17 protein-coding genes and 1 tRNA gene are annotated in these 18661 nt (G+C 73.8%); 8 read left to right on the top strand and 10 right to left on the bottom strand.

The genetic code is table 11. From position 1 onward, the window contains the following. Nucleotides 1–23 precede the first annotated feature (23 nt). Both RIU97_RS26425 and RIU97_RS26420 read left to right on the top strand, forming a co-directional pair. Nucleotides 24–1349 (top strand): VWA domain-containing protein, encoded by a 1326-nt coding sequence (locus RIU97_RS26425; RefSeq protein ID WP_404960083.1) that lies wholly within the window; start codon nt 24–26, stop codon nt 1347–1349. Nucleotides 1350–1393: 44 nt separating this feature from the next. Further along, complete coding sequence (locus RIU97_RS26420; RefSeq protein ID WP_404960082.1) at nt 1394–2422, top strand: FHA domain-containing protein; 1029 nt, start codon at nt 1394–1396, stop codon at nt 2420–2422. Here the strand turns inward: RIU97_RS26420 and RIU97_RS26415 are convergent, their stop codons facing one another. Continuing rightward, on the bottom strand, nt 2423–3412 hold the full coding sequence (locus tag RIU97_RS26415; protein WP_404960081.1) for a methyltransferase domain-containing protein: 990 nt from the start codon (nt 3410–3412) through the stop codon (nt 2423–2425). It lies immediately after the preceding gene. A gap of 113 nt (nt 3413–3525) precedes the next feature. Between RIU97_RS26415 and RIU97_RS26410 the strand changes: the two genes are divergently transcribed. Further along, nucleotides 3526–3930 (top strand): globin, encoded by a 405-nt coding sequence (locus RIU97_RS26410; RefSeq protein ID WP_404960080.1) that lies wholly within the window; start codon nt 3526–3528, stop codon nt 3928–3930. A gap of 21 nt (nt 3931–3951) precedes the next feature. Here the strand turns inward: RIU97_RS26410 and RIU97_RS26405 are convergent, their stop codons facing one another. Genes RIU97_RS26405 through ettA form a run of 3 tightly spaced genes read right to left on the bottom strand, consistent with a single transcriptional unit; the run spans nt 3952 to nt 6834 of the window. Then, a complete protein-coding gene (locus RIU97_RS26405) occupies nt 3952–4668 on the bottom strand; it encodes a hypothetical protein (RefSeq protein ID WP_404960079.1) in 717 nt (238 codons plus the stop codon). Beyond that, on the bottom strand, nt 4665–5159 hold the full coding sequence (locus RIU97_RS26400) for an acyl-CoA thioesterase (RefSeq protein WP_404960078.1): 495 nt from the start codon (nt 5157–5159) through the stop codon (nt 4665–4667). The genes RIU97_RS26405 and RIU97_RS26400 overlap by 4 nt, the downstream gene beginning before the upstream one ends. Nucleotides 5160–5169: 10 nt before the next feature. Next, entirely contained in the window at nt 5170–6834 is a 1665-nt protein-coding gene (gene ettA, locus RIU97_RS26395; RefSeq protein WP_404960077.1) for an energy-dependent translational throttle protein EttA, read from the bottom strand. 139 nt (nt 6835–6973) lie between these two features. On the opposite strand from ettA, the gene RIU97_RS26390 reads away from it, so the two are divergent. Beyond that, the gene (locus RIU97_RS26390; RefSeq protein WP_404960076.1) at nt 6974–7432 is read left to right on the top strand and encodes a hypothetical protein; all 459 of its coding nucleotides are present in this window, start codon (nt 6974–6976) and stop codon (nt 7430–7432) included. A gap of 6 nt (nt 7433–7438) precedes the next feature. Here RIU97_RS26390 and RIU97_RS26385 read toward each other — a convergent pair whose 3' ends face one another. The 5 genes from RIU97_RS26385 to RIU97_RS26365 form a co-directional block, all read right to left on the bottom strand. Then, the gene (locus RIU97_RS26385; protein WP_404960075.1) at nt 7439–8926 is read right to left on the bottom strand and encodes a bifunctional phosphatase PAP2/diacylglycerol kinase family protein; all 1488 of its coding nucleotides are present in this window, start codon (nt 8924–8926) and stop codon (nt 7439–7441) included. 105 nt (nt 8927–9031) lie between these two features. Further along, nucleotides 9032–10219 (bottom strand): thioester domain-containing protein, encoded by a 1188-nt coding sequence (locus RIU97_RS26380; protein WP_404960074.1) that lies wholly within the window; start codon nt 10217–10219, stop codon nt 9032–9034. A gap of 161 nt (nt 10220–10380) precedes the next feature. After that, nucleotides 10381–10788: a single-stranded DNA-binding protein gene (locus RIU97_RS26375; protein ID WP_404960073.1), complete on the bottom strand. Its 408-nt coding sequence runs from the start codon at nt 10786–10788 to the stop codon at nt 10381–10383. 99 nt (nt 10789–10887) lie between these two features. Further along, on the bottom strand, nt 10888–12750 hold the full coding sequence (locus tag RIU97_RS26370; protein WP_404960072.1) for a GTPase: 1863 nt from the start codon (nt 12748–12750) through the stop codon (nt 10888–10890). Between the two features lie 4 nt (nt 12751–12754). Continuing rightward, complete coding sequence (locus tag RIU97_RS26365) at nt 12755–14374, bottom strand: dynamin family protein (protein WP_404960071.1); 1620 nt, start codon at nt 14372–14374, stop codon at nt 12755–12757. 332 nt (nt 14375–14706) lie between these two features. Here RIU97_RS26365 and RIU97_RS26360 point away from each other — a divergent pair. The 3 genes from RIU97_RS26360 to RIU97_RS26350 all read left to right on the top strand — a co-directional run bounded on the left by RIU97_RS26360 (nt 14707) and on the right by RIU97_RS26350 (nt 17260). Continuing rightward, nucleotides 14707–14779: transfer RNA gene (locus RIU97_RS26360), tRNA-Arg, on the top strand. Between the two features lie 167 nt (nt 14780–14946). Beyond that, on the top strand, nt 14947–15846 hold the full coding sequence (locus RIU97_RS26355) for a serine hydrolase domain-containing protein (protein ID WP_404960070.1): 900 nt from the start codon (nt 14947–14949) through the stop codon (nt 15844–15846). Between the two features lie 100 nt (nt 15847–15946). After that, nucleotides 15947–17260 carry a phosphoribosyltransferase family protein gene (locus RIU97_RS26350; RefSeq protein ID WP_404960069.1) on the top strand — a complete coding sequence of 438 codons (1314 nt, stop codon included), beginning with the start codon at nt 15947–15949 and terminating at the stop codon, nt 17258–17260. A gap of 225 nt (nt 17261–17485) precedes the next feature. On the opposite strand, the gene RIU97_RS26345 is transcribed toward RIU97_RS26350, so the two are convergent. After that, entirely contained in the window at nt 17486–17947 is a 462-nt protein-coding gene (locus RIU97_RS26345; RefSeq protein ID WP_404960068.1) for a phospholipase, read from the bottom strand. A gap of 193 nt (nt 17948–18140) precedes the next feature. Between RIU97_RS26345 and RIU97_RS26340 the strand changes: the two genes are divergently transcribed. After that, nucleotides 18141–18620, top strand: coding sequence for a hypothetical protein (locus tag RIU97_RS26340; RefSeq protein WP_404960067.1), 480 nt, complete (start codon nt 18141–18143; stop codon nt 18618–18620). Nucleotides 18621–18661 lie beyond the last annotated feature (41 nt).

Raw genomic sequence — 18661 nt, 5'->3', positions numbered from 1 at the left:
CCCGAGCCCTAGGAGTCCCATCGATGGCGAATTTCGCCAAGCCGAGCGCCCCGCGCTTCAGCGTGGAGGTGTACCAGAACGAGTTCCTCCCCGAGGGCGGGCGTGACGTCCACGCCATCGTCACGGTCACCGCCACCGGCGGTGCCACCGCCACCCGGGCGGCGGCCGCCGACGGCACGGCCGCAGTCGTGATCATGGTCGACTGCTCGGGGTCCATGGAGTACCCGGCGGAGAAGATGCGGGGCGCCCGCGAGGCCACGGCGGCGGCCGTCGACACCCTGCGCGACGGCACCTCCTTCGCCGTGATCGCCGGTACGCACGTGGCCAAGGAGGTCTACCCGGGCCAGGGCCGCCTCGCCGTGGCCGACCCGGCCACCCGGGCCCAGGCCAAGGAGGCCCTGCGCGGGCTCAGCTCCGGCGGCGGCACCGCCATCGGCACCTGGCTGCGCCTCGCCGACGGCCTGCTGCGCAGCTCGACGGCCGTCATCCGGCACGGCATCCTGCTCACCGACGGCCGCAACGAGCACGAGGAGCCGGCCGTGCTCCGGGCCACCCTCGACGCCTGCGCGGGCCGCTTCACCTGCGACGCCCGCGGGGTGGGCACCGACTGGGAGGTCAAGGAGGTCACGGGCATCGCGAGCGCGCTGCTCGGCTCCGCCGACATCGTGGCCGACCCGGCGCACCTCACCGAGGACTTCACGCACATGATGGAGAACGTCATGGGCAAGGAGGTCGCGGACGTCGCGCTGCGCCTGTGGACCCCGGTCGGCGCGGAGATCCAGTACGTGAAGCAGGTCGCGCCGACCGTGCAGGACCTGACCGACCGCCGTACCGCGGCGGGCCCGCGCGCCGGCGACTACCCGACCGGCTCGTGGGGCGACGAGTCCCGCGAGTACCACGTGTGCGTGCGCGTCCCGGGTGCGGCCGTCGGCCAGGAGATGCTCGCCGCCCGCACCACGCTCGTCCTGCCGGGATCGGCGGGCGGGTCCGAGACCGTTCTCGCCCAGGGCCTGGTGCGCGCGGTGTGGACGACCGATCTCGCCGCGTCCACCGCCATCAGCCCGCAGGTCGCCCACTACACCGGACAGGCGGAGCTGGCGCAGGCCATCCAACAGGGTTTGGAAGCCCGCAAACTGGGCGATGTCGATGGGGCCACGGCCAAACTGGGGCGTGCGGTACAGCTGGCGAGTGCCTCCGGGAACGCCGACACAGCAAGACTGCTGTCGAAGGTGGTGGATGTCGTGGACGCCGTGGCGGGTACTGTGCGGCTGAAAGCGAAGGTCGCCGATGCCGATGAGATGACTCTGGAAACGCGATCGACGCAGACCGTCCGAGTGAAGAAGACCTGAGACCTGACGTGAAGACGCAGGGAGAAGAAGGGGGAAGCGCCGCCATGCCGACCTGCCCGAACGGGCACCAGTCCGCCTCCGACGACTGGTGCGAGGTCTGCGGCCACCGCATGGGTGCCCCGGACGGCCCCCCCGCGGTGCCCTCCTACGGCTACGGTTTCCCCCCGACCGCCGGTGAGCCGACCGCCCAGGCCGAGCTCTGCCCGCAGTGCCGGACCCCGCGCGAGGCCATGGCCCCGTTCTGCGAGGAGTGCCGGTACAACTTCCTCACCCGTACGGCGACCTCGTACGCCCCGCCGGCGCCTGACCCCGGCCCGCAGCCGACCGGCGCGGGTGCCGTTCCCGGCCCCGGCCCCGGTGGCACGCCTCCGCCGCCCGTGCCCGCTCCCGGGAACTACTCCCAGGACCACTTCGAGTACCAGGGCTCGCGGCCGTCCCGGGTCAACCGGCCGGCCGAGCCGCTGCAGCGCGAGGACGACTGGCTGCTGCCGCCGCCCGCGCACGAGCAGCCGCACGAGTACCAGCAGTCCGCGCAGCCCCAGTACCAGCAGCAGCCCCCGCCGCAACAGCGGGAGTACCAGCAGGAGTACCAGCAGCAGGCCCCGCCGCAGCAGCAGTACCAGCAGCAGCCTCCGCCGCAGCAGCACCAGCCGTTCCCGCCCCAGGGCGGCTCCTGGTCCGCGACGATCGGCCCCGACCGCTCGTACTTCATGGCGATGATGCAGCGCAGCGGCCCCGAGGCGGCCGGGCTCAACCTGCCCGCCTACTCCCCGGAGCAGCACCTTCCGCTCGTCGGCGGCCAGATCACCATCGGCCGCCGCCGCGCCTCCAGCGGCGAGTCCCCCGACATCGACCTGTCGGTGCCCCCGGAGGACCCGGGCGTCTCCCACCAGCACGCGGTCCTCGTCCAGCAGCCCGACCTCAGCTGGGCGGTGGTGGACCAGAACTCCACCAACGGCACCACCATCAACGGCGGCGAGGAGCCGATCCAGCCCTACGTCCCGGTGCCGCTCACCGACGGCGACCGCGTCCACGTGGGCGCCTGGACCACGATCACCATCCGCCGCGGCTGATCACGCCTCCCCCAGGGGCCACACGTAGGGCCCCTGGGGATCGTCCAGCCACGCCCACTGGCCCTCCGCGCTGACCGAGACCCCGAAGCGCTCGCGGGCCGGGCGCCCCTCGCTGCGCCACAGGTCCAGGGCCTCGCGGGGGTGCAGTACGCCCGCGGTCAGCACGAGCATGAACTGGAACCGCTCGTTCTCCACCAGTTCGTACGGGATCCCGTACGCCACCCCGTCCGGGTCGGGCGGCGGCGCGGCCGTGGCCCCGCGCAGCGGGACGAAGTAGGCCGCGGTGTGCAGGAAGCGGCCCTCCGCGAAATCGGCGTCCCGCACCGTGAGCGCGATCAGCCCGGTCGACAGCGGGGCCAGGATCCGCGCCCCCGGCCGGCACTGGCCCAGCCAGGCGTGCGGGATCAGGGGCAGCGTGCAGGTCACCATGATCCGGTCGAACGGGGCCCGGGAGGGGCAGCCGCGCGCGCCGTCCCCGGTGACCACGGCCGGATGGTAGCCCAGCTGGGCCAGGTGCGCCCGTGCGGACTCGGTGATCTCCTCGTCCAGGTCCACGGTGGTGACGTGCTCCTCGCCGAGCCGGTGGCAGAGCAGGGCCGCGTTGTAGCCGGTGCCCGCGCCGATCTCCAGGACGTCGTCTCCGTCGTGCACGTCGAGGGCGCCCAGCATCTTCGCCATCAGGGAGGGCTGGCTGCTGGAGGAGACCAGCCGGCCGTCGCGCAGCCGGGTCGCCAGCGGGGTGTCGACGTAGACCCCGCGCAGCCAGCGGGCCCGGCGTTCGGGGTCGGGGTCCTCGGCCCAGAGCCGCTCGTGGCCGGCGCCGCGGCCGGTCCAGAAGTAGGGGACGAAGAGGTGCCGGGGCACGGCGGCGAACGCCGACCGCCAGAGCGGATCCTCCAGCACCCCGGCAGCGGTCAGCTCCCGCACCTGGGCCGCGTGCGCGGTCTCCCGCAGATCGCGCGTCTCGGTGCGTGCGGTGTGTGCGCCCATGCCTCCACTGTCCTGCGCACGGCCTCCGCGTGCGAACGCGCGGCCCCGGCGGGCCCCCGTCGAAGAGTCCTAGGACCCCGGTCCTCCGTCCGGGTGTCTGAGACGATGGTCGGGTGAATGACATTCCGCGGGGCACGGTTCAGGAGCAGACCTTTTACGAGCAGGTCGGCGGCGAGGACACCTTCCGCCGCCTCGTCCGGCGCTTCTACCAGGGGGTCGCGGAGGACCCGCTGCTGCGCCCGATGTACCCGGAGGATGATCTGGGGCCCGCCGAGGAGCGGTTCGCGCTGTTCCTGATGCAGTACTGGGGCGGGCCGGCCACCTACAGCCAGCACCGCGGGCACCCGCGCCTGCGGATGCGGCACGCGCCGTTCCAGGTGGACGCGGCGGCGCACGACGCCTGGCTCAAGCACATGCGGGTCGCGGTGGACGAGCTGGGCCTGGCGCCGGAGCACGAGGCGCAGCTGTGGAAGTACCTGACGTACGCCGCCGCGTCGATGATCAACACGGCGGGTTAGGGCAGGGGCCCGGCCTACGGATCAGACCGGACGGACCTGGAGGGCGGCCAGGCCGCCGGTGACGCCGGGGCGGCGGGTGGCGACGGAGCCGTACGGGGTGCGCAGCCGCAGCCAGCTTCCGGCGGCGAGGAGCGCCACGGGGTCGGGGGCGGCGGAGGCGGTGGCGGCGGAGGCGGGCACGGCGGCCCGTACCGGCCGCAGGAAGCCCAGGGACTGCGCGGCGTGCACGGCGCGCAGCGGGAGTTCGGTGTCGCCCAGGGTGCGGGACCAGATCTCGCGGCCGATGCGGTCGCGCTCGGACCGGGTCCGGTGCTGCGCGGGCAGGGCCTCGTCGCGGGCGCGGAACTCGGCGACGGCGGCCGCGACGGCCTCTCCCATCGCCCGGGGGCCGGGCAGCCCCGGCAGCTGCCGCCAGCCGCCGCGGGGCGGGAGCACCCCGGTCCAGGGCGGTCCGGTGACCGGCGCGGGCACGGTGGCCGCGGCCGAGGCCTCGTCGACGGACTCCAGGAGCTCGCCGGCGGACACGGTCAGGTCGAGCGGCGTGGCGACGGGCGCGGCGAGCCGCACCGTACGGATGGCCAGGACCTCGAAGGACGGCGGCCGTCCGAAGACGCCGAGCGCACCGCCGCCCGCCTGGAGGCGGACGGCGGCGGCGCGGTCGTAGTGCACCAGCCGGCCCAGGAAGGCGGCGAGGTCCGCCGCCTCCCCGGAATCGGCGAAGCGCAACTGCTCGTTCATGCCGCGAGGCGTCCTGCCCGGCCGCCGCCGGAAGCGGAGGCCGATGCGGACGCGGACGCGGTCACGGGCTCGTCGAGGTACTCCTCCAGGAAGCGCCTCTCCTCGGCCGTGATGCGGCGGGGCCGCCCCGCGGCGAGGTCGTAGGGCACGACCACGGTCTCGGCGCGCACGTAGACCGTCTCGGGCGCGTCCTCGGTCGCCTCGTCCTTGACCTCGTAGCGGATGGTCAGGGACGCGGCGCCTATCCGGGTCACCCAGGACTCGATGAGGACCGGCTCGTGACGGTGCACGAGGGGCAGCTTGTAGTCGATCTCGTGGCGGGCCACGACGGAGCCGCCCGTGAAGGATTCGCTGCCCTCCCCCGGCGCGAGGCGGAACATGAAGTCGATCCGCGCCTCCTCCAGATAGCGGAGGAAGACGACGTTGTTGACGTGCCCGAAGGCATCCATGTCCGCCCAGCGCAGGGGGCACCGGTAGTGGTGTCTGGCCATGACGGCTACCTCAGCCTCGGGTGAGCTTCTTGTAGGTGGCGCGGTGCGGGCGGGTGGCGTCCGCACCGAGACGCTCGACCTTGTTCTTCTCGTACGACTCGAAGTTGCCCTCGAACCAGTACCACTTGGACTCGCCCTCGTACGCCAGGATGTGCGTGGCCACCCGGTCGAGGAACCAGCGGTCGTGGGAGATGACCACGGCCGCACCGGGGAATTCGAGGAGCGCGTTCTCGAGCGAGGACAGGGTCTCGACGTCGAGGTCGTTGGTGGGCTCGTCGAGGAGCAGCAGGTTGCCGCCCTCCTTGAGCGTCAGCGCCAGGTTGAGGCGGTTGCGCTCACCACCGGAGAGGACGCCGGCCGGCTTCTGCTGGTCCGGGCCCTTGAAGCCGAAGGCGCTGACGTACGCGCGGGACGGCATCTCGACCTGGCCCACGTTGATGTAGTCCAGCTCGTCCGACACGACCGCCCAGAGGGTCTTCTTGGGGTCGATGTTGGCGCGGGACTGGTCGACGTACGAGATCTTGACGGTCTCGCCGATCTTGACGGAGCCGGAGTCCGGCGCCTCCAGACCCTGGATCATCTTGAAGAGCGTGGTCTTGCCGGCGCCGTTGGGGCCGATGATGCCCACGATGCCGTTGCGCGGCAGGGTGAAGGACAGATCGTCGATCAGCACCTTGTCGCCGAAGGCCTTGGAGAGGTTGTTGACCTCGACAACGATGGAACCGAGGCGCGGGCCCGGCGGGATCTGGATCTCCTCGAAGTCCAGCTTCCGCATCTTGTCCGCCTCGGCCGCCATCTCCTCGTAGCGGGCCAGACGGGCCTTGGACTTGGTCTGGCGCCCCTTGGCGTTGGACCGCACCCACTCCAGCTCTTCCTTGAGGCGCTTCTGGCGCTTCTCGTCCTTGCGGCCCTCGACCTTGAGACGGGTGGCCTTCTTCTCCAGGTAGGTGGAGTAGTTGCCCTCGTACGGGTGCGCGCGGCCTCGGTCGAGCTCGAGGATCCACTCGGCGACGTTGTTCAGGAAGTAACGGTCGTGGGTCACGGCCACGACGGCGCCCTTGTACTGGGAGAGGTGCTGCTCCAGCCAGTTCACCGACTCGGCGTCGAGGTGGTTGGTGGGCTCGTCGAGGAGGAGCAGGTCCGGGGCCTCGATCAGCAGCTTGCAGAGCGCGACGCGGCGCTTCTCGCCACCGGAGAGGTTGGTGACGGGCCAGTCGCCGGGCGGGCAGCCCAGGGCGTCCATGGCCTGCTCCAGCTGGGCGTCGAGGTCCCAGGCGTTGGCGTGGTCCAGGTCCTCCTGGAGCTTGCCCATCTCGTCCATGAGCGCGTCGGTGTAGTCGGTCGCCATCAGCTCGGCGACCTCGTTGAAGCGCCTGAGCTTGCCCATGACCTCGGCGGCGCCGTCCTGGACGTTCTCCAGAACGGTCTTCGACTCGTCGAGCTTGGGCTCCTGCATCAGGATGCCGACGGTGAAGCCGGGCGAGATGAAGGCATCGCCGTTGGACGGCTGCTCCAGGCCCGCCATGATCTTCAGAACGGTGGACTTACCGGCGCCGTTCGGGCCGACCACACCGATCTTCGCGCCGGGCAGGAAGTTCAGGGTGACGTCATCAAGAATCACCTTGTCGCCGTGCGCCTTGCGCGTCTTGCGCATGGTGTAGATGAACTCAGCCAAGAGAAACCGTCCGGCAGATCGATGGTGGGCAGATACACCCCATCTTGCCGTACGTCCATACCCGTGGGCGAATGGGCAGAGCCGGTGAGCTGGGGCGCGGCCCGCAGCGAGCCTCACGCCCTGGCCACCCCGGGTCGTCGTGGGTCGCCCTTCGCTGGACCTCGGGGACGAATCCGGAGCGGGTGGCCGCGCGCCGGCCGGCCGCGGTCAGCCTGCCGGCCGGCAGGCCGGCTACCGCCGCTACCGCGTGGAGCTCATGAACTACCTGTGGCTCGTCCACAGGGGAGAGGTCGCGCCGCAGGGACGGGCGGACCTGGAGGACGCCCGGCACGCCATGCACGCCGCGTTCTCGGAGGCCCAGATGATGGCCTCCGACCCGGTGCTCGCCGAGCTGGACGCCATGACCATCACCCTCTCCCAGGCGTACAGCCGGACCATGCGTCTGGAGGAGGGCAACCCGCGGCCCGGGCAGTCGTTCGAGGAGATGCACGCCACCCTGACGGGTGTCGAGGACCAGTGGCAGGCCATGCGCGGCGCCATGCGGGCCGACCTGGGGGTGGGCCCGGCATCGGACGGCCCGCCGGCGGTCGGCCCGTGAGCGGGATCAGCGGGGGCGGTAGATCGTGAGCGCGTCGGGGAGTTCGTCGAGGACGAGGGCGGGTGGGGCCTCGGCGTATTCGCCGTCGTAGGCGAGCGGGGTGCCCTTCGGGATGTCGCCGATGCGCAGGCTGCGCAGGCGGGTGGCGGTGTGGACCGGGGAGCGGCTCAGGGGGCCCGCGAGGGCGGCGGCCAGGAGCCGGGGGCCGGGGCGGCCGCCGCCGTAGACGATCCGGAGGTCGAGCAGGCCCTCGCCGAGGCTGTCGCGGCGGCGGGGGGTGGGGCCGGTGCCGTGGTAGGTGCCGTTGCCGGCGAACAGAAGCCACACGCTCCGGGGCCGCCCGGCCAGCCGCAGCCGCACGGGCCGCTGGGCGCGCAGCACCCGCCAGGCCGCCAGCAGCGCGGCGGGGCCGCCGCCGATGCGCGGGCCCCAGCGCAGCCGGTGGCCCAGCAGCTCCGGGTAGGCGCCGATGCTGAAGTTGTTCAGGAAGTAGCCAGGGTCCGCGCCCGGAGCGGCACCGGGGCCCGGGGAGAAGCGGCCCACGCCGACGCGGATGGCGTGCCCGTCGGCCACGGCTCGGCAGGTGTCCTCGCTGCCGCCGAGGCCGAGGTCCATCGCGAAGTGGTTGAGGGTGCCGCCGGGGAACACGGCCAGCGGCACCCCGGCGCGCAGGGCGGCGGTGGCGGCCGCGTTGACCGTGCCGTCGCCGCCGCAGACCCCGAGCACGGTGGCCCGCTCGGCCGCCGCCGCCAGGGTGGGGACCAGGTCGGCACCCTCGCACTCGATCACCTCGGCTTCGGGAAGCCGGGTGCGCAGGAGGTCGAGCCCCGCGACGGCGGCGGTCCCCGACCCGGTGTTGACCACCACGGTCAGCCCGGCCCCGTCGGGCAGCGCGGGCGCCCCGGCGGCCGTCCGTTCGTCGCCCGGCACGACCCGGGCCTCCTGTACGTCCCGCGCGAGGCGGCGTACGACTCCGGCCGCAGCCACCCCCAGCGCCGCGCCCGCGAGCACGTCGGAGGGGTAGTGCACGCCGGTGTAGACGCGGGAGAACGCCACGGACGCGGCCACCGGAGCCACCGCCGCGGCCCAGCCCGGGGACTCCAGCGCCAGCCCGGCGGTGAAGGCGAACGCCGATGCCGAGTGCCCGGACGGGAAGGAGGTGGTCTGCGGCTGCGTCGCCAGCTGCCGCACCGCGGGCACCCCGTCCAGCAGCGGCCGCGGCCGGCGTACGGACCACTTGCCGACGGTGTTGATGGTCGCGGAGGCCAGCGCGAGCGAGGCGACCGCGCGCCCGGCCGCCTTGCGGCCCCGGGCCGAGCCGAAGACGGCGATCGCCGCGGCGGCACCGCCCCACAGCACGCCGTGGTTCGCGGCCCGACCGAGCCGGGGCAGCACCCGGTCGGCCCCCGGCCAGTGCCGCCGGGCCACCGCGTCGAACAGCAGCCGGTCCCACCGCGCGACGGCACCCTGCCAGGTCAGTTGCTGATCAGCCATTTCCTGCCCCTACCCGGGGCGGCCGATCCGAATCTGCCCCGGCGGCCACCCGGCCCAACGGATCCACCGGGCCCGCGGGTCCCGCCCGGCGGCGCGCCGCGAGGGCTACGCCTCATCCTCCCCGTCCAGCGGGCGCTTGCGCAGCAGCAGGACCACCAGGCCGCCCAGGACCACCAGGCCCACCGCCAGGGAGGCGATGACCGGGGTGGCCGCCGAGCTGCCGCTGGTAGCCAGCCGCTCCTCGTCCGGGGAGGTCGTCGGGACGGCCGCCGACGGTGCGCCCAGCGCCACCGCCTCCGAGCCGGAGGCCGTGCCCGCCTCGGTCACGGGGGCCGGCGGCCAGAGCGCGGTGGCCGTGGCGGCGGCCGCGGACTCGCTGGAGCCCGCCACGATCTGCGTCTGTGCGGGCACCCCGCTGGTGAAGACCCGCCCGACCGGCACCTTGGTCGCACCGTGGACGGTGACCGAGGCCGTCCCGTCGGGGGTGCCCGCGGGCACCTCGAAGTACAGCCGGCTGCCGTTGGCCGCGGTGTCCACGGGCTGCCCCTCGGCGTCCACCACCCGCACCCCCATCGCAACGGCCGCCGCGTCCGGCACGACCGACACGCTCCGCGCCCCGGTCCGCACGGTCACCGGGCCGATCCGGGTGCCGACCGGCCCCGACACGTCGCCCGGGTCCAGCCCCAGCGAGGCCGGCGGCTCCGGCAGCTGCCCGGCCGCCCGCTGCAGGTAGTCGGCCAGCTTCTCCGCCGCCGGGTCCGCCGCCTCGACGTGCACCCCGTCCGCGAGCCGCCAGATCGCCACCTGGGTTCCGGCCGCCGCGCTCTCCGCGGTGAGCGCGTCGGCCCCGGCCTCCTTGGCGAGCCCGGCCAGATCGTTCAGCTGTGGGTAGGAGTGCTCCAGGACCCAGCGGATCCGGCCCGCCTCCCGGTTTCCGGCGAGCGGGCTGCCGCCCCAGCCGCTCTCGGTGTACCGGGCCTGCGGCTGGGCGTTGCCCGCCACGCCGACCCCGTACGTCTGGAGCATCCCGCCGCCGTCGACCCGCATCTCGTAGAGTCCGGCCGGGATCTGCCGGACCGATCCGTCTCCGGAGCGCAGGACCGCCTGCCCGTACGTCTTGAGCCCGTCCAGGACGGCGCTCGCGCCCTCCGGCGCCCGGGGCGCCACCGGGTCGGAGTCGGCGGCGGCCCGGGCACCGGGCGCGGCGGTGAGGGCCGCGGCCAGCAGGGCCACCGCCAGCGGCCGGCGCGCGGAGCCCCGTACCGCGGCGGGAGGTTCGAGAGGAGCAGGCACAGCAGTGGAACGAGGAACCGGGCCGGCGGCGGAACGAGGCGCGGAGCCAGGAGCGGGATCAGGAGCGGAGGATGCGGGAACGGCAATCGACACAGTCTTCCCCTTCGGGCCAAAGACCCAGGTGCCCGTGAGTACCGGGGAATCCTAACCGCCTCGAACACTCAGACCACCGCCGCCTTCTGAGTGGCCATCAGCGGGGTGTCCGTCCGCACCACGCGCCGGAAGGCCGCCGTCCCGCGGTTCAGGTCGTGTCCGATGGCGGAAGCGTCGATCTCCGCGGAGACCCACCGCTTGCCGTCCCCGTCGGGCGGGTCCTCCCGCACGCGCAGCCGCCCGTGCACCACCAGCGGTTCGCCGACCGATACGGAACCGGCGAGATTGACGGCGAGCGCCCGCCGCGCCCACACCGTGTAGAAGCTGGTGGTCCCGTCCGTCCAGGCTTCCTTGCGCCGGTCGAAGTACCTCGGCGTCACCGCGAACCGGAACCGCGCCGACGGACCGTTCACCGTTTCCTTGTAGTCGATCTGCGTGGCCACGCAGCCCACCAGCGTCACCTGGGTGTCGTTCATCCCGGCCGCCCTCCCCCGTCGTCCGTGCCCGCGCGGACCATCCGTACGAGCTACGACCCATGCTGGGGCGGGCCGCGGTTCCCCGCTCCGGCCTGTGGATTACTGGCGGGTTGTGGACAACCTGCTCCCCCCTGCGGCCACCGTGGCGTACTGCTCCCGCACCTCCCGGTAGCGCAGCAGCTCCGCCGCCACCGGTTCCAGCACCCGGGCCCGCCCGCAGCCGGCCGCCGCCTGCCGCAGCCTGCGCTCCGCGTCCTGCCCGTACCGGCGAGCCGGGCCCCGGGCCGCGATCGAGCAGGCCCATTCCACGAGGGGCCCGCCGATGATGCCCGCCACCATCAGCAGCACCGGCGGCAGCAGTCTGGGCTCCAGGACCCCGACGATCTGCCCGACCAGCCACAGCCCGCCGTAGATCTGCACGAGCGTCATGGCCGCCTGCGCCAGTACGGCCGCCGGCCACCACGTGGGCCGCGGCGGTTTGACGCTGGGCACCGCGACCGCCGCCCCCAGCGTCACCGCGATCTCGTCCAGCGCCTCCGGGAGCCGGTCGGCGCCGCGCACCGCGGTCTCCCGGACCGCCTGCGCCCACGGGTCGGGCAGGCCGGCCACGGCCTCGTCGGCGACCGCCCTTACGGCCTGCTCCACCCGCTGACGGGCGGTCACCTCCTCCTCGACCGGCACCTGCGCGACCGTCGTGCCCCGGCCGCCGATCGCCGCCAGCGCGGCCAGACCGGCCAGGGAGCGCGGCGCGCGCCGGCTCTCGTACCACCGCCACAGCCGCAGCCAGGGCGTCCCGCACGCCTTGCCGGCGTTGCGCCGCCAGGCGCGCTCGGCGGCGAGCCCGGCCGCGTACGCCCCGACCGCCTCGGCGAGGCGGTCCTCGAACTCGGCGCGCGCCGCCTCGCCGATCTCCGGCCCGGCGTGTCCGTCGGCGACGTAGAGCGGCCGCAGGCGCCCGGCGGCGCGGTCGACGTCGGCGGAGATCCGCCGGGTGGCGGCGCCCTTCTCCTGGGTGAACTGTCCGAGGAGTTCGCGCAGTTCCCCGACGCCCTCCCCGGTCAGCGCGGACAGCCCGAGGACCGTGGCGCCGGGCTCGCCGTGCTCGCCGAGCGCGATGCCGTCGTCGTCGAGGAGCCGGCGCAGGTCGTCCAGTACGAGGTCGGCGGCGTCGCCGGGCAGCCGGTCCACCTGGTTCAGCACGACGAAGGTCACCTCCGCGTGCCCGGCCAGCGGCCGCAGGTACCGCTCGTGCAGGACCGCGTCCGCGTACTTCTCCGGGTCCACCACCCACACCACGGCGTCGACCAGCGCCAGGACGCGGTCCACGTGGTCCCGGTGCGCGCCGACCGCCGAGTCCAGGTCCGGCAGGTCGACGAGGACCATGCCGCGCAGGGCCTCCGCCTCCGAGGTCTCGCGGGGCCGGCGGCGCAGCCGGCCCGGGATCTCCAGGCGGTCCAGCAGTCCGGCGGCCCCGTCCGACCAACTGCACGCGATGGGCGCCGCGGTGGTCGGGCGGCGCAGCCCGGTCTCGGAGATCTGCACCCCGGCGAGCAAGTTGAAAAGTGTGGACTTGCCGCTTCCGGTGGCTCCGGCGATCGCGACGACCGTGTGCTGCGGGGAGAGTCCGCGGCGCGCCGCCGCCTCGTCGAGGACCCGCCCGGCCTCGGCGAGGGTCTTGCCGTCGAGCCTGGTGCGGGACAGCCCGACGAGCTGGCGCAGCGCGTCGAGCCGCAGGCGCAGTGCCTGCGCCTCGGGGCTGAGCGGGGGCGCGGGCGACTTGCCGCCGTCGCTGCCCGCGCCGGAGACGGCCCGTACGAGCGCCTCGTCGCCGATGTCGCCCTCGTCGTCCCCGTCGGTCCCGTCGGTCCCGTCGTCCTCGATCCCTCCGGCGGCCCGGGGCCGCGAGCGCGCGATGAGTCCGTCGTCCCAGCGGTCGTCGGTCCGGTCGGTCAGGGCGGTCACCGCGTCACCTCTCCTTCTGCAGTACGGACAGCGCGGCAATGAGCTCGGCCTGTGGTTCCGGGGTCACTTCGAGCGCTTCGAGCGGGGCGAGCCGGCGGTCGCGCTCGGCGCGCAGCACCTGGTCGAGGTGGTCGCCGACCAGTTCGCCGCCCCGGTCGCGCAGCCGCAGGGCAGCCTGGGCGCCGATGCGTTCGGCGAGCTTCTCGCCCGCGGGCCGGGCACGTTTGCCGCCGAGGAGGGCGGCGACGAGCAGAGCGGCGACGCCGTCGGGGTCGGGTGCGGGCTGCTTGTCGAGCCGGGCCACCTCCTCCTCGGCGAGTTCCTCCAGCACGCGCCGCCAGCGCCGTACGGCCATGCCGATACGGTCCCCCGCTTCCCTGTCGGGCGCGGGCAGCGATACCGCGCCGGCGGCGGGCTCGCGCCGCCAGGCATCGGCGATCCGCTCGTCGGCGGCGGCGACGGCGCACTGGAGCAGGGCGGCGAGGGACTCGGCGAGGGAGTCGAGCAGTTCGTCGGCGCTCGTGTCGAGCGGGTAGCCGCGCCACCGGGTCAGCGCGTCCCCGGCCAGTACGGCGCCGTGGTCGAGGCGGTTGCGGACGCGCTTGCCCTCGCGCCGGTACGCGTCCTCGACGGCCGACGTCAGCCGTACGGCGGCGGCGTGCTGGGCGGCGACGGCGGAGGCGAGTTCCGGCATCCGGCGGCGGAGGGAGTCCAGCGCGCCGAGCGCGGTCCGCCCGACGGCGTACTGCCGGGCGGCCGGGTCCTGGGCGTGGTGGGCGAGCCAGGCGAACAGCGGGGCGACGGCGCTGGCCGGCAGCAGCCCGCCCCCGCCGGTCGATTCGGGCAGTTCGGGGACGGTGAAGCGCGGTACGTCGCCCAGCCCGGCCTTGGTGAGCAGGGCCCCGTACTGCCGTGAGACCTCGGCCAGCACCTGGTGCGGCACCCGGTCGAGGACGGTGATGAGGGTGGCCTTGTACTGCTTGGCGGTGCGCAGCAGGTGCCAGGGGACGGCGTCGGCGTACCGCGAGGCGGTGGTGACCATCACCCAGACGTCGGCGGCGCAGATGAGTTCGGCGGCGAGTGTCCGGTTCTCGACCACGAGGGAGTCGATGTCGGGGGCGTCGAGGATGGCCAGTCCGCGCGGCAGGCTGGATACGGTCTCGATGCGCATCTCGCGGGTGGCGTGGGTGTCGCCGTGGGCGCGGTCGCGGGGCCGGGACCGGGACTTGGCCGAGGGGGCCTCCTCCTCTTCGTGGGGCACCCAGACGCGCATCAGATCGGGCAGCACGCGCATTCCGGCGAACCAGTGATGGTCATCCGGATGGCAGACGAGCACCGGTGTGCGCGTGGTCGGGCGCAGCACTCCGGCTTCGCTGACCTGCCGTCCGACGAGGGAGTTGACGAGGGTGGACTTACCGGCCCCGGTGGACCCGCCGACGACGGCGAGCATCGGCGCCTCGGGCGCCTTCAGCCGGGGTACGAGGTAGTCGTCGAGCTGCGCGAGCAGCTCGGCTCTGGTCTGGCGGGCGCGCGGGGCGCCGGGCAGAGGCAGCGGCAGACGCACGGACGCGACCCGGTCGCGCAGGGCGGACAGGGCATCGAGCAGCTGAGGCCGAACATCCAAGGTCACCACATGCGAAGAATGCCCAATTTGGGACCATTTTTGAAGCTTATACGTCCTCTGCGCGCCGACCGCGACTCCAGTGGGACATTCTGGGCACGACGGACGAGTGGGGCGCAGGCATAACGAGTGCACAACACCAAGGGCGCCGCGGCGCAAAAGCGATGCGAGAATCGCACCTGCCTGCGATTATCGGGACCGCTTCACCGAACCTCCACATCGTGGCCCGCGAGTGAAGCAACCGGGACAAGGCGACCGGAGCCCTATCCTTGACCCGGCACGGACCACAGTCCCACCCCCACCAGGGGCTCCAGGCCCACCACGGCCACCTTCCGGCCCCCGTAGCTCAGTGGATAGAGCAGGTGCCTTCTAAGCACTTGGCCGCAGGTTCGAGTCCTGCCGGGGGCACTCTCTCCGCACCACCCGAGCCCTCCCTCCGCGGAGGGCTTTCGTGCAGGTCAGGGGCGTTTTTAGGACTGGCTCGGCCGCACCGCGGACGGGACGCTCCTACGCTGATGGGGACACCTTCGGGGGCTCGGCGACGTCTGGGCGAGCCAGATCGAAGGTGACCGGCCATGGGCAGGAATCACCCGTTCCGGGGGCGGTGCCGCCGGGCCGCCACACCCGCCGCGGCGGTTGTCCTGCTCGCCGCCCTGTGCGCGGGAACCGCCCCGGACCGGCACCTTCCGGCCTCCGTACGGCAGGACTTCGACACGGCCACCGTGGAGAAACTGGACGCGGCGCTTGAGAAGATCATGAAAGATGCCGATATCCCGGGCCTCAACGTCGGCCTGTGGATACCCGGCCGCGGCGTGTACGAGAAGTCCTTCGGCGTCGCCGACAAGAAAACCCTCACGCCGATGAAGACCGACCTCCACACGAGGATCGGCAGCGTCACCAAGCCCTTCACCGTCACCGCCGTCCTCCAACTGGTCGACCAGGGCAAGGTCGGACTCGACGATCCCATCTCGCGGTACGTCACCGGAGTGCCCGGCGGCGACGCCCTAACCGTCCGCCAGCTGGCCGACATGCGCAGCGGTCTCTTCGACTACACGCAGGACCAGAAGTTCCTCGCGGGCCTGCGCGACCACCCGCACCGCGCATACACCCCGCGCCAGATGCTGGACATGACTTTCGGCCACCCGCCGACCTGGGCGCCGGCCCTGGTGGACGGCCGGCTGCTGACCGAGAAGACGCAGGCGGAACGGCTCCGTACGCTCCCGACCGGGCTCCCCGGGATCTCCAACGGCCTCGGCATCCTCGACACCAACGGCTGGCTCGGCCACAACGGGGAGATCCCCGGCTACGAGTCCATCACCGCCCAACTCCCCGCCGAGCGGGCCTCCCTCGTCGTGCTCGTCACGTCCGACGTCGACCACGACGGCAAGAACCTGCCCTCCCCCGTCGGGAACGCCGTCACCTCCATCGTCACCCCCGACCACCTCTGGCCCGCCCCTGGTGCCCACCCACCCTGAGTAGCCCCCGGCGCCGACTTGCGGACGGCCCGCGGATGGGGTTGCGTCGAAGTAGGTGTGTGCGTGGTTTCCGTCTCCCCTGGTTTGGGGGTGAGCCCCCGTGCTGTTCATCCATCGCACGGACGCGGGAGAGCGTCTCGCCGAGGCGCTCCTTCACCTGCAGGGGGAGGACCCGGTCGTACTGGGCCTGCCCCGCGGCGGCGTCCCGGTGGCCTTCCAGGTCGCGCGGGCACTCGGCGCCCCGCTCGATGTGATCGTGGTCCGCAAGCTCGGCGTCCCTTACCACCGGGAGCTCGGCTTCGGCGCCATCGGCGAGGGCGGGGTGCGCGTCATCAGCGAGGACATCGTCCGCAGCAGCCGGGTGCGGCAGCAGGACCTCGCCGCGGTCGAGCACGCCGAGGAGGCGGAGCTGGCCCGGCAGGCGCGCAGATTCCGCGGCGACCGGCCGCGGGTGGCGCTCGCGGGCCGCACGGTGATCGTGGTCGACGACGGGATCGCCACCGGGGCCACGGCCGCGGCCGCCTGCGAGGTCGTACGGGCGCAGGGCGCGGCCCGGGTGGTGCTGGCCGTTCCGGTGGCGCCGCCGGACGCGGTCGCCCGGCTGCGCACCGAGGCCGACGAGGTGGTGTGCCTCTCCGCACCGCCCGCCTTCCGCGCCGTCGGCGAGTGGTACGAGGACTTCTCCCAGACTCCCGACGAGGAGGTCGTCGCCCTGCTGACGCGGGCGGCGGCCGGTCCGGGCCCGGCATCCGGCCCGGCCGCCCGGGCGGCCGCGGTCGAGGTGGACGCCGACGGCCTCATCCTGGCCGGGGACCTCGCCCTGCCGGAGGGCGCCGGGGCGGTCGTGGTGTTCGCCCACGGCTCGGGCAGCAGCCGGCGCAGTCCGCGCAACCGCGCGGTGGCGGCGGAGCTGAACCGGGCGCGGCTCGGCACCCTGCTCTTCGACCTGCTCACCCCCGCCGAGGAGGCCGACCGGGCCAACGTCTTCGACATCGAGCCCCTGGCCGGCAGGCTCGCGGAGGCCACCCGCTGGCTGCGGCGCCGCGTGCCCCTCCCGGTCGGCTACTTCGGGGCGAGCACCGGAGCCGCGGCGGCGCTGTGGGCCGCGGCGGGCGCCGCGAACGCCGGTGCGGACGCCGGTGCCGACTCCGGGATCGGCGCCGTGGTCTCCCGCGGCGGCCGGCCCGACCTCGCCGGCCCGCGGCTCGCCGCCGTACGGGCGCCCACGCTTCTCGTGGTGGGGGGCCGGGACACGACGGTGCTCGACCTCAACCGCGGGGCCCAGCGCGAACTGCGCTGCGAGAACCGGCTGGAGATCGTCCCGGGGGCCACCCACCTCTTCGAGGAGCCGGGGGCCCTGGACGAGGTGGCCGCCCTGGCCCGGGACTGGTTCGCCCGGCACCTCGTGCGGTGAGGGGCACCCGGCCGGGCCGCCCCCACAAGCCGCGCATGGCCGGAAATCGGCTGTGGGGCACACGGATTGGTGAAGCAGAAACGGGAGAACGTGTGAACGGGAAGAGGAGGCGTACGCGCCCCCGGGCGACCGCGCGCGCCGGCCGGCGGGCCACGCGATCGCCGTGTGATCCCTGGGCGATTCCCAGGGGATTGCCGGGAGATCCGTACGGGATCCCTACGAGAGCTACGAGATCCCGAGGAGCCTGACCGCCTGGTAGTACGTCCACGCGGTGCTCTCGCACGAGCCCTTGCGGCTGCCCGAGTACTGCGCGCAGACCCGCTTCATGTCCGCGAGGAACGCCTCGTCTAGCCGTGCCTTGGCGGCCGGAAACAGCCCTGCCGCCCGGTGGTTGCGGTAGCCGAAATCGTGGCGGTCGCAGGCGGTGGTGAAGGGGAAGCCGAAGGGGTTGTCCGGGGAGGAGGTGCAGTGGTCGGTCGACCAGTCGAAGCCGTACGCGGCCCACGCGCCCCGGTGCTCGCGCGCGTCGGCCCACGCCTGGTAACTGGCGGCGCTGCGCTGCGTCCAGCGGCTGAGCACCAGCGGTTTGTCGGCCGGGACCTCCGGTGCGGCCCAGGCGGCCGGAGCGAGGGCGAGCACCACGGCGGCGGCGGTGGCGAGAGCGGGGACAAGGCGGCGACGGCGCATGGAAGGTCCTCGGGGCCGGGGCGGACGGATCACCTCCGGCCAACTCCCGCGGACGGCGCCCGGTTACTGCGCGGCGGCCGGACCCGAACCGGTGCCCCTCCCAGGTATGAGACCGGATCAGACTTCCGGCCCACGCGCGGTTCGTCCTGCGGAGGGACGCGCGCGGAGCACCTCCCGGCGGAGACTGGACGGTATGAACCGCCGCCCGCTCGTCGTCGCCGCCACGGTGGGAGTCCTCGCCACCGCGGGCTTCGCCCTGCCCAACCTGCCGCCCAACCCCGTGACCGACAGGATCGACCAGCAGGTGTTCAAGGAGAAGGGCCGGCGTTTCGCGACCGCCGCCGATGCGCCCCCGCGCGGGCGGTCCGGCTTCGCGCTGCCGTCCTGGATACCCAGGGACGCCACCGACGTCCGCATACGGATGCGCACCAACGGCGAGGCCCGGATGATCCGGTTCACCCTGGGCGCGACGCCGCTCGACGGCCCGCAGTGCAGCGCGGGCACACCGAAACAGCTGGGCGCCCCGGACCTGCACGCCCGGTGGTGGCCGGGCAGCCTCCGGGCCGGGGTGCGGTCCGAGTGCCGGGACGCCCACCAGTACCAGGTCGCGGTGCGCGGCAAGCGCGTCTACGCCTGGACCGATGGCACCCCGTCCCCGGGCGGCGGGAACTAGATCCTGTCCGGGCGGTCTTCGCGAGCCCGGAAGGGGACCAG

The organism is Streptomyces sp. 147326 (genome assembly GCF_045000215.1).
GTDB lineage: Bacteria > Actinomycetota > Actinomycetes > Streptomycetales > Streptomycetaceae > Streptomyces.
This window is presented reverse-complemented; position numbering and strand designations above follow the sequence as displayed.